Origin of the sequence: Hyphomonas sp. CACIAM 19H1 (assembly GCF_003325995.1) — a bacterium.
GTDB classification, from domain to species: domain Bacteria; phylum Pseudomonadota; class Alphaproteobacteria; order Caulobacterales; family Hyphomonadaceae; genus Hyphomonas; species Hyphomonas polymorpha.
Window position 1 is genome coordinate 932,675 of sequence record NZ_CP016437.1, and the last position, 15,775, is coordinate 948,449.

The window sequence follows — 15,775 nt, forward strand, 5'->3', positions numbered from 1 at the left end:
GCTTTGGAAAGCGGCGCGCGGCGCTCAGTTCTGTGAGATTTTGATGTCGAAGGCATACAGCAGGGTTTTCTGCTTGGCCGAAAAATTGTTGTCCGACACGATCCAGACGCGGATCAGCTGATCTGACAGGGCCTCAGCGGCGATACCCTCGAAATTGTCTACCAGAAGCGGGCGGCTGAGTGTGAGGGTTTCGGCCTCGCCCGGTCCCCAGGTCAGGCGGATGCGGTTGCCCTGAAGGGGATCCCAGGCGCGATACATTTCCAGGGTGCGGGCGGTGCCATTGGGCAGCGGGACGATCTCGCGGCCGACGAGACCGTGCAGGCTGGGGGCGGGGGCGGTGTTGCCGGTCCATTCGGCGGTGCCATCGGCGAGCACGCGGCCCAGCGGCGAGGTGCCGAGCATGCCTTCATAGCCAAAGCCGAGGGCCCCATCGGCCTCCAGGAAGATTGCCTCAGGGCCCTGATTCTCATCGACATTCCGATTGTTGTGCTGGCCCGGAAGATTGGCAACGCGGGCTGCGCGGGCGGCCGACCCGCAGACGCCGAGCGCAAAGGCTTCGATCCGGAAGCTGCGCTCAAAGCTGACCAAAGCGAGGCCTTCCGACCAGACGAGGCCTTCGGCGTCGCCTTCTGTCTTGCCGGTCAGCATCATCCCGTCACTACCTTGCATATACGAGATTTTTGCGCCTGAGGGCGCGCCCTTCTCGAGGCCGATCCAGACGAAGGCGCCCGCATCGGTTACGCTCAGCAGGCCGCCGCCTTCAGGGGCTGGCAGCAGGGCGAGACCGGAGAGGCCGCCGACATTGGAGTTGGACGAAGTGAGTTCCCAGGCCCCTGAAACGGTTACGGTTTCCGGAATGCGGCGGGCGATCTGGGCGGCGTCGCCCAGGGAAACCGGTGTGACCGACAGGTCTATGGGGAGGGGCTCCTGACGCGGGGTGCCGGGCGGGCAGGAGGAGGCGATCAGGGCGGCGGCATGGTCCGCAGCGCGCCAGAGACCGTCCCGGCCGGTGGCATCGGGTGACACGGCCTGGACATTTTCGGACACATCCGGACTCTGGCGGACATCGGCGATCACCGGGGCGCCATTTACGACCACTTCTTCCGGCCCTGCGCAGGTGACCAGGAAGCTGGCGGCCATCAGGGCGGTCAGTGGGGCGCGGAAACGCATGGGGGGCTCCTGAGGCGTGCTTCACGGGCGGCTATCGCGGCGAATGCCGACCACCGGATGACAAAGGTCTGACCATTTCGTGAAAAGGTGTGCGGCCCCCTCTGGATTTAAAAAGCGAACCCTTTCAGGTTCAACGGCATGAGTCAGATACCGCTTGCCCGCCGCTCCCCCATTCCGCCGGAAAACTGCAACCTGGCGCGCGCCATCGAGCTGATCGGGGACCGCTGGACGATGCTGATTCTGCGGGCGGCGCTGTATGGCGTGCGCCGGTTTGACGATTTCCAGTCCGAGCTGAAATGCCCGCGTACGGTGTTGTCGGGCCGGCTGAAGACATTGGTAGATGTCGGGCTGCTGACCAAGCGGGCCTACAAGGTGCCCGGCAAGCGGGCGCGGCCGGAATATGTACTTTCGGCGATGGGCATCTCCCTGCGCCCGATCCTGATCGGGCTGACGCAGTGGGGCGATGTGTGGCTGGGCCAGGGCGAGGCGCCGCCGATCAGCTTCACCAAGGCCGGATCGAAAAGCGCCATCCGGGCCGCCTTCGTGGACGCAGAGGGGCGCGAGGTGCGTCCCGATCAGATCCGGGCAGTGCTGCGCGGTTAGCGCTGCGCGCCTTGATCTGCGATCAAGGCGCTTGCGCTCCCTTTTGAGTGTCGCCGCGCTTTGGCGCAAAACCGCATACACCTTTGCGCGCGCCGCTTTATCTCACAGTTTGTGCAGATTGCGGTTCATTTGGCTCTTGCAAAGCCGCCGCTTCCCGCATATTCCGTCCGCTCCGCTGACAAGGCGGACATATCTGTCGGATGCGGGCGTAGCTCAGGGGTAGAGCACAACCTTGCCAAGGTTGGGGTCGAGAGTTCGAATCTCTTCGCCCGCTCCAGACAAACTCATGAAAAGTCAAATAAGAACAAAGCCCTGACGGGCTTTCGCTGCGCGTTCGCTTGACGGTTTCCGGATTTTTCCCTACAAATTTCCCTACAGAGCTCCCTACAAACGGGATTGGGTGGTGGAGAGAACGAACCGGCATCTCAAGCTGAAACAGGGCTACTGGCACTATCAGCGCCGGGTCCCGAAACGCTACGGACAGTATGATCCGCGCGGCGTGATTGAGTGCTCGCTGCGGACCCGGTCCCTCGAGATTGCACGGATGCGGCGCGACGCCATGGAGGAGTCCGACGACCTCTACTGGGCGATGCTCGCGGGTACCGCCGGGGACACCGGCTCCCCTGAAAACCTCGCCTTCCAGATCGACCAGGCCCAGCGCCGTTACAAGGCCGCCCAGACGCGCGCGCTCGCCCGAGGCTTTGTCTATGCCCCCGTCGAGCAGCTGGCGAGCGAGGCGGGTCTTGATGAACTCGTGGCCCGCATCCGCCGCGTGGACGCAGCAGACAAAGGCCGCCCGAGCCCGACTGAAAAAGTCGAGGCGGACGCCCTTCTGGGTACCGTTCCGCCGCCGCCCGTGACAGTATCGGCCGCCTTCGAGATTTACTGCTCGGACATCGCCGCGAGCGAACTCATCGGCAAATCCGAAACCCAGATCCGGGCCTGGAAGAAAACCAAGCGGAGGGGCGTGCAGTACTTTATCGATGTCGTCGGCGACCGGAACATGCGCGACATCACCCGGCAGGATGCCCTGCAGTATTACAATTGGTGGAAAGACCGGGTCATGCCGAAACCCGGCCGGGAGGCCCTGAGCACGAAGACGGCCAACCGGGACGTCGGCAACATGCGCCTCCTCTACAGCGCCTGGTTCAAATACATCGGCGAAGAAGACCGGCCCAACCCGTTCCGAAACCTCGCGTTCAAGGACCGTCAGACAACGGATGTGCCCCCGTTTGAGGATGCGTGGGTTCGATCAAAGATCCTGGCGCCGCGCGCGCTCATCGGCCTTATCGGCGGCGCAGACCTTATCCTCTACACGCTGATCGAGACCGGCTGCCGGCCCGGCGAAATCGCAAACCTCCTGGAAGAGGACATCCATCTCAAGGCGGACGTGCCCTATATCTCGATCCGGCCCAAGAAAGACCGGGAGATCAAGACGGTGTCCTCAATCCGGGATATCCCGCTGGTCGGCGTCGCGCTGGAAGCCATGCGGCGCGCGCCGAAAGGGTTCCCACACTACCGCGACAAGCCGGACCTCCTCTCAGCCAACCTGATGACGGCGCTTAAATCACGCGGGCTGTTCCCAACGTCGGCGCACAAGGTGTATTCGCTGCGGCATTCGTTCGAGAAGCGCATGCAGGAAGCTGAGCTCGATTACGGGTTCCGGTGCATGATCATGGGGCATGCGAATTCGCGGCCGGCATACGGCGATGGCGGGTCGATGGCGTATCGGCGGGATCAGTTGTTGAAGATTGCGCATCCAGTGCCGGAGGGGTGGGCGGAGGCGTTCCGGGAGAGGTAAAGCCATGTTCCGGAAGATCGACTCGCGCAAATGTAGAGGTCATGTCTGAACAACCTTCTCAAAACCCGCTTGGTCAGCGTGTTCGTTTTTGGAACCTGCTATGGTGGCGCTGGACTGGAGACTGGCGCGCTTCAGGGCTCATTCTGCGCTCGCCGCTGGTTCGCATTGTCGCGATCATTCCCGCAATTGGCTACGCTATACTCTACAGTGACCAACTCGCAGAGTTCTTGCGAGACCAGCAAACACTGGGTGGCGATCTTTTGTTCGACGCCCAGCTTCGCATGCATCTCCTCTATCTGGGCGCCATATTTATCCTGATCGCTTGGGCGATTTATGCTGCGCGCTGTCCCGAAACTGTAAAGCGGTTCAATCGTCCCGCAGATTATGTCGACGAAGTACTCCGCTTACAGACTCCTTCCGCCATGATGCTGGCGGCGAGTGATGCGCTCGCTTCACGTCACGCCGTGGTGCAGGCGCCCGCGATCTCCGCGTTGTTGTCGTTTGCCCAAGCCGGACAAGTCTTCTGGATGGGGCAAAGCCCTGCCAATGAAGAATTGCGGGCGCGTCTGAAGGGCTGGCTCGTCGAACTGCAGTCGACAGGCAAAGTGCGTATGCCCGAGACGGCGCGCGATGATATCGTCCGCGGACTGGCGCACGGCGCAGGCGCGCTCCTCGCAGGTCCAGGTCTGAGGATGGAAATCTATCAGCTACTGGCGGCGCATCTCGACGCCCTTGCTCTACGCTCTCCAGTGTCCAGCCGGCTCGCCACTGTGTTCGCCTACACCGGTGCGCTCCTATTCTTCGCGCCTGCGGCTGAGACGCTGGTGCGGGTCGTGCTGATCTTGTTAAGGTAAAAAGCTGTCGTCGTGTGACCGGTAGCATGCGCTCGGGCGCCGCAGTTGGCTTGGCGAGAAGCGCCGGTCGAGCTTGATCCGTTCAAAGAAAGACCCGATGAGCAAGTCGGTAATGCCGAGGCGCGCCATGTCAATTCCAAGACGACACCATCACAATCCGATCTTTCTGCTCCAGCGTTGGGCCGATCCTGCCGACGGAAAGATCTGTGTATTTCGGCGCCTGAAGCGCAAGGTCGTTATGAACCGCTACACTCCGAGGTCCACCGGCTATGAGCAGGATCTCTACGCGGTAATGTCGCGATCAGACCCGGCGGCACGTCAGGACATCGAACTCAACTATCTCCAGCGGATTGATAACAATGCCGCCAGAGCCTTGGCCCGAATTGAGTCGCCCGAGTATGAGGATGTAGACCGAACCGATAGTGAGGCATGGGGCGACTTTCTTTTGTCGCTCTATTTCCGTAATCCGCGCAGCGTGACCTATCTGCGCGAACTTGTCGCCCAGACCGATCCAGAGCGGTTTGCCGATTTTGAAAGCGAGTATCAAACGCGGCGGCGGCCGGAAGATCCGCCGAACCTTGCCACCCTTTTTGAAACCGCAGACCAGTCCTTTCGAGACGAAGCTTGGGCGAGCCTGTTCATTCGGATGCTCCGATCGCAAAGAATGGCGGCGCAGATCTCGCAGATGCGTTGGGCGGTGATCCGGTCAGAAGTGGAGATCGTAGTCGGGGATGATCCGCTGCTCCACAGCAACGGCATGAACCAGCACGACAGCTATCTTGCGCTCCCAATTGGTCCGGACCGTTACTTCATCGCGGCCAATAATCAGGAGACTATCAACTACCTCGGACAAGAAGCCGCCGCCGGGCGCCTTGCGCGCGCCTTCAACCGCGCCCAAGCGGACCAGGCCGTCAAGCGCGTCTTCGCACTAAAAGCGACCCATAAGCTGATGTTGAGGAAACACCTGTGCGCGAAGCCGCCGGCCAAAGGGCACAGACAATCTTGGCTTCTGCCCAAGGCCTAGCTCGCCTCAGCCTGATGGATCCCGATCGCGGGTGCGTGTCCGGGCTTCTTCGATCGCGCGCCGCGCCAGACGGTAGAGATGCTCGGGAAGGGAATCGTAAGTCGGGACGGGATCAGAAGCATTTTGGATGAGCGTGCGGGACGAGAGGATGCTGGTTGCGTAATGGGAACGGCATATCCATTCATCATGCATTCTGAACCAGTGGGTGGCCTCAGGAATCAACGCCTCGGGAAGTGGATGTTGCGCAAACGGATTGTGAATGACCTCCAACTCGGCGCACCAAGGCTCATACCCTTGAGGCCATAGGGAGAGGTACTCCTTGCCCTGAACATCTAGACAGAAAGGAATACCATCGAGTGCGTCAGGGTTTCGATCGAAGAATGTACCGTATCGGATAAAGCGCAGTCCCCGATCGGTCATCCCGCGCGAGAGGGCAATGCGGTTAAACTTACCCAGCGTGCAGGCGTTCGTGAAGATGATGGCGGAAAGCTCACTGTGACGATCGTCCGTGAATAGCCCGGCGGGAAAGCTTGAAGCGCCTAGCAGATGCCTTTTCTGGTGAACGACCATAGGGCTACGTCCTACACCGTCTGCACGAGCGGCGCCGAGCCCCATGAGATAGCCCAGTAGCGCCTGCCGGCTCCACACCATGGATGAGGGCGCATGGAAATCAGCGACAGCAAGCGCGAAAGGCTGACCCTGCACATGAGGCAGCTGATCGTATCGTCTCTGGAGCTTGCTTCCGATTGTCTTGGCGAACCGAACCGCCGCCTCGCCGAAGAAGAGTTCTTCGGTGGCGTCGGGTTGAAAAACAGGCCGGGCGTTAAAGTGCTCGTAAGGCATCTGCGGATTGGCGGTCACGGCCTCGACCCAGGCAGCGCCGCCAAGCCGGTTCTCGATCCGAAAATCCGGCGACTCCTCCGGCTGTGTGACGAGAAGCCCTTGCTCGCGAAAGCTGGCCAGAAGCTGCGCTTCCCAGAGACGCGTATGGAAGTTGCCTGTCTGGAAATCTGAAACCCAGTTGCGATCGGGGCGCGGCATTGAAAGGTAGAGCTGGTTGAGAACCCAGGCCCCGTTAAGATGGCTTGGCTGCGCGAGCAGCATGAACATCTTACTCGGGTCTCTGCCTTCACGTTTTACCAGCGAAGGCCTTCGAGGGACACTTGGAGGAATCGGTTCTGGCGGCTGCCCTTCCTTGATCTCCGTGCGCGCGATGGTACGGGCATGATCAAGATCATCTATGCCGGTTTTGTCGAGTATCACCGTCCAGACATGATCCACGCGGCGACGCATGACGATCAGGCCGATGTCACCGGTTTGGGCATGCCGCGTGATGATAGCGCACGCTATTCCGTCTTCACTCGTCCAGGCTTCTTCAGGCGGGCGTTGTCCAAACCCATGACCGCGAGGGAGAGCGAGGGTATAGATATCGAGAAGGGACCACGGAAGCGGTGTCACTACGATGGTCCGCCGTGCAGCCTGTCTCCGCCAGCATGCCAGGTGCCGGACTGAAACGAGGGCGACCCGTCTGCCCAGCCGCTCGATTGCCAGAGGATGTCGAACTGTTCCTGGAGCGCCGAGCCCACGCCCTTGATAAGGCTGGGCGCCGTCGTCACCGGCAGCTGGATATACGGCTTAACGATCTTGCGGCCGCCGGGCCGCGCGCGTGTTAGGATGACATCCTCAACACCCATCAGGCTGATCGATATTGTAGTTGGCCCAGAGAGGTCGAGCGCTTTCAACACCGAACCGGCCCGTTCTATGCTGCTGACAATCAGGCGCTCGAGATCACGCCCGTCGACGGCGATCTCTGGATCATCATCGATCCGTTCACCGATTGTCGCCTGGAGTTCGACCGTGCCTGGACGGACGAGGCGCGCCAGCCAGCGGGATTCACCATTGGGCTTGCCGTCGACGCCTCTTGGCGGATCGCAGCTCCACCATTGCTGTTCGTCACTGCCCGAACTCACCGCAATGTCAGGGAGAGGGGGAACGCCAAGCATGGCTTGGACGACACGTTTGGGATCGAGGCGCTGGCCTTTGGTCGCTTCATGAGGCGCGAGGCGCACGATCACTTTGGGGCGGACCACAATCGCCGGCACTTCGCCCCGCCCCTCATGCGAGGCCAAATTCTCGATCAATTGCGATGCATCGGCGCTGAGGTCGGTATCCGGGGGCGCTGGGCCAGCAACTCTTACACGGTCGCGAGCCATTCGTTCGAACACGTCGATCGCTGAGGCCAATGCGCGCGCAAGCTGGTTCATCTCCGCAATCGCCTGAAATGTTTCGGGCTGAATACCAATATCCAGATCCTCGTCCGTCTTGGCGGTGGAAACTTTTGAATTTCCGCGGGACAGGTAGGTCCGGACACTCACCACGTTCATCAAGTCTGTCGATTTCGCGATGACCTCGGCAAACGAAGCCTGCAGGTTGGCGTCGTGAAATTCATAGCGTGCGCCCCGCCAGCCCTGTGCCATCTCGCCGATCGGATCGAGAATGTCTGAGTGGAATGGTGTCCCGAAATTATGGTCGCGCAGGAAGCGGACGAGAGCGTCTGAAAGCTGGGCACGGACGCGGGCCAGAAGTTCAACATCATGGGGGTGCGGATCAGCGTCCTTTGATTGAGGAGCCCCAAGGACGAGAATGAGTTTGAGAGCACTAAAGAGCGCCTTAACAAGCTTATCCCGCTCTGCTGCGCGAGCTGCCTCGTCCGCGTCGTCGGGAAGATCAAAGAGAATCGGCCGGCGTAGATGCTGAAGATCGAAGGGAAGAGGGTGAGCTTCCGGGTGCCCGTGAGCAACATTCATGACTGAAAGGATGCGTTTCGAACCAAGCGCTTTGAAAGCCCAGCCATATTCAAGCGTGACGTTGGGATTAGGCATTAGCCGATCCTTCGTCCGCGTTCCGACATAAGTCAGGTCGGCGACGAAGGCGGTCGCCTTATCAATCTTGCTGAATATGGTCTCGACAATCGGCGGCGAGCCGGGAACGCCAGACGTGTCGCTGTCAATCTCCATTTCCCGATCAGGGAGGAAGAGGTCAGCATCCTGAGCCAGTTTCTGGACGGCCTTTTCAAGGCTTTTGCGAACAAAGTTGCGGCCAGTCGTTGGGCTGGTATCGCTTTGCCAGGAAAAGAAAATACTTTGCGGCATGCCCCGTTGCTCCAGAGTGAGATCTCTCGTCCTGATAACTGCCTTTGATGGCAAATTATGCAAGCACTGATAACTCTTCAGGAGGTTGGGAAGCTCTTCGTTCTGCGGGAAAACCGAACGAATGGTGCTTTGCTGACCCCCGGTCACCGATGAGTTTAATTTTAGCACCTGTTAGATGGTGTGAGGATTACCGCGCGGGATGCGCGTGCGATTGGCGTGTCCAATTCTCATAGCGCTTCAGAGCACCAAATTCAGAGAGCACATCTTCCAAAGTGAGATTGTCTATCAGTGCTGTTTTGTACCGCTCCACCAGGCGCTCTAGTTCATCCAATTGATCAAACGGCTGCACCTCATCAATGTACCACTTTAGGGTTTTGAAAAATTCATCACCGTCGTGGAAGTTCACATCGTGTACATCCTTTTTGGTGCCATTCCATCCATGAAGATATTTTGCGATTTCATCGCGATCTTCAGTTGGCGGCTCCGATGTGAACCACAGCGTACGGAACTTTCCGTCCTGCCCCTTGGCCAAGTGGTTGATATCCGTATTTCCCAAACCCAATCGGCCTTCGGCCAACAGTTGTTGCGCTTCAAACAAAATACCAAACTTGTAGGGAAGTATTTCTCTCAGAGCATTTCCGAAGCCATTCTCTAATAGACTCACTTCTTCGCCCATTTCGGAAATCAACAGATCCAAACGTTCGAGATTCTGCCATTGTGTTTGAAGTAAGTTTCGCATGCGATAGTGGTTCAGATGAAATCGATGCCCTGTATCAGATTTGGTGTGCCCGCTGAGTGCTGCCTGCATTTCCTCCAAGATTGTCCGATACAACTCAATGACGTCGTAGGAAGTCGATAGAATAAGGAAGAGTTTGGCTGAGGCCCTTCTGTTGCGACTTTCCCGCAGGTGTTTGGCGATACCTGCGAAATCTATTTTTTCGAGAACGAACTTTATGATTTCCAACATTTTAAACGCCCCTTCTGAAGTGCTCACGAATATCTATGACGACTCGCGCACGCTCGTGACACTCTTGCACTTCAGCATAGTAGAAGAGATTATTCCTAACTTTCCGCAATGCGGGGCGCCACTTTTTTTTGAGTAAGTTACCTTACCAATGCTGACGCAATGCATACACCGCGTTGCGGTTGACTCAGCGCGCCAATTGGAAATCTTCTTCCGGAAAGCGCTGAACTGATTGGAAAACATGCAGCGCATAAAGCCCATTGCGTAGGAGATTGCGCAGGGGAGTGTCCAAGCAAGGTTGGATCGATCTCAAAAATATACTCGCGTAGTTTATGATCAGCCTTCGGTCAATTTGAATACTAGGAGCAGAATTACATGATGCAAGTCGCTGGGCGACAGTTCTTTGTCCAGCACTTTGTCATCGTGTGCATCGGAAAAGAAATGTTCGATGACGGAACGTACGCGGGTAACAGCCGGGTTGCTTATGTCGGATAGTAGTTCGAGGAGCCGTGCTCCATGATCTTCAATTTCCTGCAGCGCCTCTTCAAAGCGTCTTCGCTCGGAACCTGGCCTGCCTTCTTGAGCTAGACCAAAATTCGTCATTCCTTCAATATCCCTCAGAGCACGGAATACCACTGAAAACTCAGTCGGTATGAAGACTGACTTTACAGGTAGTCGCTCCAACAGATTGTTATCTGGAAGTGTCAGCAAGTTCGTCCTTCCTGCGGCTTCTAGCGTCCTGCCCACTATCGACAGGGGAGTTGCGTGGCTGATTTGATAGGAAAAATCTGGAATTGCGGATTTATTTAGGACCGGCACAAGACAGATGTCATCTTCGTCGGTTAGCTTTGCCCGGATGCGCTCTCCAATGTGTCGGGCGTTGAGGGTCCAAGACTGAAGCGCGTCAAAATTCATAAGCGGAAACGTCGCAACGAAGCGCGTTCTCCAAAGAACACCGTCATCTGATTTGGGGGCAATCACCGCTGCGCCTGGTAATTCATGCGCAACAAGTCGCTCCAATGCCCGTCGTTGCTCTTGCAACCGCGTTTGAAATGAAGCGCGCGATGCGCGCGCCACGAGTGCAAATGCACCTTTCGGCTTATTGTTCGTTGCCGGCCAACGCGTTCGCGGGTCTATGTTTGACGCTGCAGCTTCCAGGGCGACGATCTCGATGTCTCGAAGGAGACGCCCAATAGATGTCAAAATTTCTGGAGGACCGCTTCCCAAAAGTTGCCACGGCTCCTGCATAGCGCTCTCACAACGTACGATCAGGGTTCGCGCATTCACAGCGATCCGCGACGCGTCTTTTGGCAAAGTGGCAATGTCTGCGCAAAATCGACCATTCAAATTGAAAATCAGATCCTGCAGCGGCGTCAGATGTTTCCCGGAAAATGAAGAGTCGGCGCCAGTAGCGTTTTTGGGCGGCTCCGCAGGTGCGATTAAGTCATCACAAGCGCTGACGACCTCGTTCAACTCTTCCAGCGTGGCCGGATCAAATCGCCGTACCTGTAGATCACCTAACAACTTGCAGAAAGCGTGAAATCCGCGTTTCGCAAGTGCTTCTCCGCGCGAAAGATACTCGGACCAGCTCGCGGCGCCAATTTCACGGGCGACGCTGTCAATGACGCGCCGGTTCGCCACGGCGAAAGCCTCAGGAGGAGAATTGGCCCTTGAGATCCGTTTCTCAGCATCGAGATGGAGCGATTTAGTTCCTTCCGAAGTCACCAACCGGACACGGGCGAGTTTGGCGTCGGGTGCGAGACGCAAGATGGCGTCACAATGTTGAACAAGCTGATCGTTCGGATTCTCTCCTTCTTTCACTGCGGCCTCAAAAATATCCCCACAGACGATTTTTCCTTCCGCTGTTTGCTCAGTTGTAATCGGCAGTGCAAAGGGCGTTTCTGCTTCCAGGCGGCTGATCAGGTCTTGATCGTTCGCGCCCATTTCTCTGGTAGCCCAGCCTGCAGCGATGCGAGCGTCTATGCTCTCTGCGGCGTCCATGAGCGCGACCACATCTCTGATGGACATGTATTCCAATGGAGGGCGCGCGTCGACAAGCCGCGCAATTTGATAGTCATTGAGGGGCGCGCGGCTCAATGAGCTCAGCACGACACTATAGTCTTCCGCAGACTCTGATGTTGTGGCTTCGAGTGTCGATATAGCCGCGTCCACTAGGTCTTTCGGTATTCGACAGTTGGCAACTGTGTTAAACAAACTGCGGCCGCACTCTGCCAACTTTCGCATGTCTGCGATATCGGGCATGTCGGCGCTGGGCAAAAGGCCCAACATTGCGCATATCGTTGCGGCCTTCTTGGGGATGCCGCCGTCGCCAAGAGATTTCAGCCAATCGCGAGCGGCGAGAGTGGTGTCAGCGCTTCTGAGGCCTCGGATCGCGCTAGCTGCGTCAGATAGCGAGCGGCTGCTGGATACTCTGTCACTCAATGCTTGGGTGGCGACGTCGCGCTCAACAGCCTTGGCCGAAACCACTCCGTAAACAACAGGCTCAAGCGTTTGGGAACTGGCGGATGATATGGCGGCGATCGCTTGCTCCGGTCCGGTCGAGTAGCCAACCTCTTGCAATGCGGCGCAGATTTTTGCGGCCCTCAGCGCATGCAATCCCGAAATTTCTGTTCCAGCCTCATTAATCCGTATGAGATGCTCACAAATCAGTCGCTCAAGCGCGCGCGACATCTCCGCTCGTTCAAACCCCAATTGATTCCTCAACACATCGAGCGATACAGATCCACGATGTGCCGCAATTGGCGCAGCTGTGTTCAGGATCGCAAGTTCTGCATCGCGCTCCTCTGTGAGCCGCCTGCGAATCTGATCGAGAATCACACCTTCCAGTCGGTCACCCTGTGTCAGGATATGGCCATATTCCAGAAGCAGGCCTTCTGCTCGACCCCAAGGCTCCTCCCATCCGGACCATTGCGTCTGCCCTCGGCTGCGCAGCTCAGACCATAGCGATCGCGCCAGAATCTTGTCTCCAGCGGCGTTCACTTCAGAAATTTTGTAACGCTCCGCAAGCAGGGCGGTGTCTTCGGTGCGTATTGAACCAATCAGCAGCGCATTGGTCTCCGTCGCGCAGAATGAACGAAGGGCATCCCATATCTGAAGCTTTCCTCTTCCAATGTCATCCACGACCAAACCTATTGGAGTCCCGGCATATGCTGCAAAAAAAGCAGAAAGCATTTCCGGTTCAGGAAGCGCTGATGAGTTCACGCTAAACCAGAGACGGCCTTCGCGTATCGCGATAACGGCGTTCCACATCAAACCGGATTTGCCCGCGCCGGAAGGTCCGGTTACGACGACAATACGCGTTCGTTCAAATGCTTGACGTACACTGGCCGTCGCTTCGGGCCTATCCAATGCGAGGCCCGCCGCAAAATGACCGGGCTGAACATCAACTCCAAGGTAGAATCCGTCGTCCAAAACCGGCGTCAGAAAGTCGACAGGCGACAACACGCCCATACGAATGATTTTGTTAAGACGTTCAGTATCAACGGCACTCAGAACTCGGCTGGCAATTGCTTCCACCTCGGTCAAAGTGATCGATTTACGATCCGAAAGCGGAAGCGGCCCATTCTCGTCAGCCAAATGGCCAACCTCCCGCGCAAGGGCGAGTACAACCAGTTCAGCAGCCAGCGGCGTCAGTCCCTTATGCATGGTAAGCAATGCAGTCGCTGATCTCGAAGGATCCCGCTCAATCAATACCGTTGATTGTCCGGCATTTTGGCTGGGCGTTGTCGAAAAGAGTTCGTTTCCGGAAATGCGGTCCGCATTGTCTTTGAAGGTTCGTTCCACGACTAACCAATAATTGGATGCGCGAACGTCCGGGCGAAGAGGCCTTTTCCACAATTTCACCAGGTCGGAACGATCTAGATTAGCGGTGCGAGTACGCGCGCCGTAGCGGTTGGTCTTCGTGTCGACTAACGTTACATCGTCAGCTTTTCGAAGCTCAAAATCATCGCTGCCTTCGGGCACAACAGCGTCGAAGTCTGCAATGCCCACAAGCATCTGAACGAGGAACAAGGCGCCGACCCGGTCCTGGTAGCGAAAGCCGCGACCGGCATTAGACCCAGCACTTGGATTGGCATTTTTGGAGGAACGCTCACTCATCGGCCGGATCTCCGGTTATATCCGGTTGTGTCACTGCCTGGATGCTTTGAGATTGCAATCCAGGGATCTGGAATTTACTTCATTTGCCGCTTGTTTCGTTTGCGAGATTTTGAATCGCCTCAATCTGCACCAGGAGCGTTTCGAAATCATCGACGTCATCAAATAGAAGTCCGTCGTTGATCATCGACTGATAGTCATTGCGCAATTCTTCGAGGCGGTCTCCGGTCGGCACGAGAGTCAGATTGCCTCCCACGGCCGCTGCGTAATCGATCTCTGCGTTCTCAGCGTTCTTTTCGCGAAAGAACATGGATTTGTGCGTTGCCACAGCGGAAGCTAGCGCTTTGTCCGCGATCGCCTTATCCGCAATACCTTTTCGTTGCAGCCGCACCAAGTCGTGCCAGTGACGCGCGAAAGCTGGGCGCCCGCGATGCCGGCCGCCTTCGCAGAAGACATGCACGGCCGTGGCTTTTTCCCAGAAGGTCCGCTCAGGTGCCATGGCGCGTACCTTTGCCGTGGGAAATGTCAGCGTCGGGAGGGCTGTCGCTGCGTCGCAGGAAATTTCAACCGCGGTTGCTGGTTCGCCCGTCGAGCGCGCTCCGAACTCGGCAACGACTTCGGGTTTGACATAGCCGTTGCCCACAGCTGCGGGGGCAAATGCTATAGTCAGCTTCTCACCGTCAGCGGTTAGTTTAGCCGTCAATCCATCGGTCTTGAGCGCAGCCTCTATCGCCGGCATGGCCGTTCCACTGACCCATGCGGGGAGATCTTCCCGGACTTTATTTGTCCATTTGGTGGCCTGAGAGCGGCTGGGCGGAATGCCGCCAGATTCTTTCGTCGCCAGATCGGGAATAAAGGCGGTGATGTCGTAAGTCAGATCGATGTCTTCGGAAAATCGATTGATGACATCATACGCCTTTGAGAGCGATGTACCACCTTTGAAAACCAGGTCGCCGCCGAACGGCGTCGAAAACAGCTTGTTCAGTGTCCAGACGACCCAAACATCCTTTTCGAGGAGATGCGCGGGCCGCCCGGTGACATCAGCCGCGACCGCAAGCGCCTCTGCGCGCTCCGCGTTGGCCAACGACAGAAATGCCTGGAGCTGTTCGTCAGAGGGCAAGGGCGCTGATCTCCTTCGCCATCCAGCCGGGTACCATTGAGCGCATAGACAGGAGTTCCTGCTTCTCTTTCGCGCTTAATGCGATGCCAAGCCGACGTGCGGCTTCCGGCGCGTGCTCTCGCCCCATCCATGCCAGCGCGCGCACGGCCTGACCCGAGCGCTCCAAAGGCCGCTGAAGCAGCCAGGCCGGTGCATGGCGAAGTTCTATTTTCTGCCGGCCAAGCGCTAGCGAGCGGCTGCGGCCGGATGTGAGATACACCGTCACCGTCGGGTTCTGGGTCGTAAGGCCCAGCATGTTCGCTGCGGCAGCGCCGCTCGGCGCCACCGCTTCGCCAGTATGTGTGGAGAGTTGTTCCACGAACTTCTCAGGGGATGGGGCGCGCTTGCCAAATCGCGAAACAACCGGGCGCGTATAAACGCCGCGACCAGCGCGGATCAGCGCGCCGCGCTTTACCAGCCGCGACAGCGCCTGATCAATGCTTGCGCGCTCGCCAAGATGCAGCAACTCTTTGGCCGCGATCGGCGAGCCTTCTGGCAGGCTCTCGGCATAGCGAAGGATGGCTTCTGACGTGTTCATTTCGGGTCTCCAACTGTCAGAAACGTAGTACAATTTCTGACAGTTTTCAAGCCCTCCGGGAGTGGCTCAGGATGAGGGCGTTTATAATCCATTGATAAATGGAGGTAGTTTCAAAACGTCGGCGGCGCCCGGTTTGGGCCGGAGTCTAACTCAATTTGGAGAAAAATCTCAGCGGCAGGTCACTTTGTTGATCGAATGCGCCGCGAAGTGGCGCCCCGAAATCATGCCCATCATGAACTGGCTGACACCGATCAGGATACGGAAAGCGGCCAGCAGGTGCCTGAAACGGAGACGCTGGGTTGCCGCAATCAGCTTCCGTGATATCGGTGCTCTATTACTGGAAATATGGATCATCGGCGCAATTGGGTCTCGACTCTCGGTACCCGTACCTTAG

The 15,775-nt window shown here is 57.7% G+C and carries 11 protein-coding genes and 1 tRNA gene; 5 read left to right on the plus strand and 7 right to left on the minus strand.

Annotation, left to right across the window (positions count from 1 at the left end; genetic code table 11):
- Positions 1-24 precede the first annotated feature (24 nt).
- The gene (locus tag BBF93_RS04550; RefSeq protein ID WP_114105111.1) at positions 25-1,170 is read right to left on the minus strand and encodes an esterase-like activity of phytase family protein; all 1,146 of its coding nucleotides are present in this window, start codon (positions 1,168-1,170) and stop codon (positions 25-27) included.
- Between the two features lie 138 nt (positions 1,171-1,308).
- Here BBF93_RS04550 and BBF93_RS04555 point away from each other — a divergent pair, with 138 nt between their 5' ends.
- The 5 genes from BBF93_RS04555 to BBF93_RS04575 all read left to right on the plus strand — a co-directional run bounded on the left by BBF93_RS04555 (position 1,309) and on the right by BBF93_RS04575 (position 5,452).
- The gene (locus tag BBF93_RS04555; RefSeq protein ID WP_114105112.1) at positions 1,309-1,773 is read left to right on the plus strand and encodes a helix-turn-helix domain-containing protein; all 465 of its coding nucleotides are present in this window, start codon (positions 1,309-1,311) and stop codon (positions 1,771-1,773) included.
- Positions 1,774-1,975: 202 nt separating this feature from the next.
- A tRNA-Gly gene (locus tag BBF93_RS04560) sits at positions 1,976-2,050 on the plus strand.
- Between the two features lie 126 nt (positions 2,051-2,176).
- Positions 2,177-3,574, plus strand: coding sequence for a DUF6538 domain-containing protein (locus tag BBF93_RS04565; RefSeq protein WP_114106997.1), 1,398 nt, complete (start codon positions 2,177-2,179; stop codon positions 3,572-3,574).
- Between the two features lie 41 nt (positions 3,575-3,615).
- A complete protein-coding gene (locus tag BBF93_RS04570) occupies positions 3,616-4,428 on the plus strand; it encodes a hypothetical protein (RefSeq protein ID WP_114105113.1) in 813 nt (270 codons plus the stop codon).
- A 97-nt stretch (positions 4,429-4,525) separates the two neighbouring features.
- Positions 4,526-5,452, plus strand: coding sequence for a DUF4238 domain-containing protein (locus BBF93_RS04575; RefSeq protein WP_114105114.1), 927 nt, complete (start codon positions 4,526-4,528; stop codon positions 5,450-5,452).
- A gap of 6 nt (positions 5,453-5,458) precedes the next feature.
- Here BBF93_RS04575 and BBF93_RS04580 read toward each other — a convergent pair whose 3' ends face one another.
- The 6 genes from BBF93_RS04580 to BBF93_RS04605 form a co-directional block, all read right to left on the minus strand.
- On the minus strand, positions 5,459-6,910 hold the full coding sequence (locus BBF93_RS04580; protein ID WP_114105115.1) for a hypothetical protein: 1,452 nt from the start codon (positions 6,908-6,910) through the stop codon (positions 5,459-5,461).
- Positions 6,910-8,751: a hypothetical protein gene (locus tag BBF93_RS04585; protein ID WP_162786402.1), complete on the minus strand. Its 1,842-nt coding sequence runs from the start codon at positions 8,749-8,751 to the stop codon at positions 6,910-6,912. The genes BBF93_RS04580 and BBF93_RS04585 overlap by 1 nt, the downstream gene beginning before the upstream one ends.
- Positions 8,752-8,791: 40 nt before the next feature.
- Positions 8,792-9,598: a hypothetical protein gene (locus BBF93_RS04590; RefSeq protein ID WP_233349272.1), complete on the minus strand. Its 807-nt coding sequence runs from the start codon at positions 9,596-9,598 to the stop codon at positions 8,792-8,794.
- A 306-nt stretch (positions 9,599-9,904) separates the two neighbouring features.
- Positions 9,905-13,687, minus strand: a complete 3,783-nt coding sequence (locus tag BBF93_RS04595; RefSeq protein WP_114105118.1) for a hypothetical protein — start codon at positions 13,685-13,687, stop codon at positions 9,905-9,907.
- A gap of 79 nt (positions 13,688-13,766) precedes the next feature.
- Positions 13,767-14,804 carry a nucleotidyl transferase AbiEii/AbiGii toxin family protein gene (locus BBF93_RS04600; protein WP_114105119.1) on the minus strand — a complete coding sequence of 346 codons (1,038 nt, stop codon included), beginning with the start codon at positions 14,802-14,804 and terminating at the stop codon, positions 13,767-13,769.
- Positions 14,794-15,381: a DUF6088 family protein gene (locus tag BBF93_RS04605; RefSeq protein WP_114105120.1), complete on the minus strand. Its 588-nt coding sequence runs from the start codon at positions 15,379-15,381 to the stop codon at positions 14,794-14,796. The genes BBF93_RS04600 and BBF93_RS04605 overlap by 11 nt, the downstream gene beginning before the upstream one ends.
- Positions 15,382-15,775 lie beyond the last annotated feature (394 nt).

What these genes read in the sequence shown, in the direction of transcription:
- BBF93_RS04570 (WP_114105113.1), top strand. Translation starts at nt 3,616, where the DNA reads ATGTCTGAACAACCTTCTCAAAACCCGCTTGGTCAGCGTGTTCGTTTT.
- BBF93_RS04595 (WP_114105118.1), bottom strand. Translation starts at nt 13,687, where the DNA reads ATGAGTGAGCGTTCCTCCAAAAATGCCAATCCAAGTGCTGGGTCTAAT.
- BBF93_RS04555 (WP_114105112.1), top strand. Translation starts at nt 1,309, where the DNA reads ATGAGTCAGATACCGCTTGCCCGCCGCTCCCCCATTCCGCCGGAAAAC.
- BBF93_RS04575 (WP_114105114.1), top strand. Translation starts at nt 4,526, where the DNA reads ATGAGCAAGTCGGTAATGCCGAGGCGCGCCATGTCAATTCCAAGACGA.
- BBF93_RS04550 (WP_114105111.1), bottom strand. Translation starts at nt 1,170, where the DNA reads ATGCGTTTCCGCGCCCCACTGACCGCCCTGATGGCCGCCAGCTTCCTG.
- BBF93_RS04605 (WP_114105120.1), bottom strand. Translation starts at nt 15,381, where the DNA reads ATGAACACGTCAGAAGCCATCCTTCGCTATGCCGAGAGCCTGCCAGAA.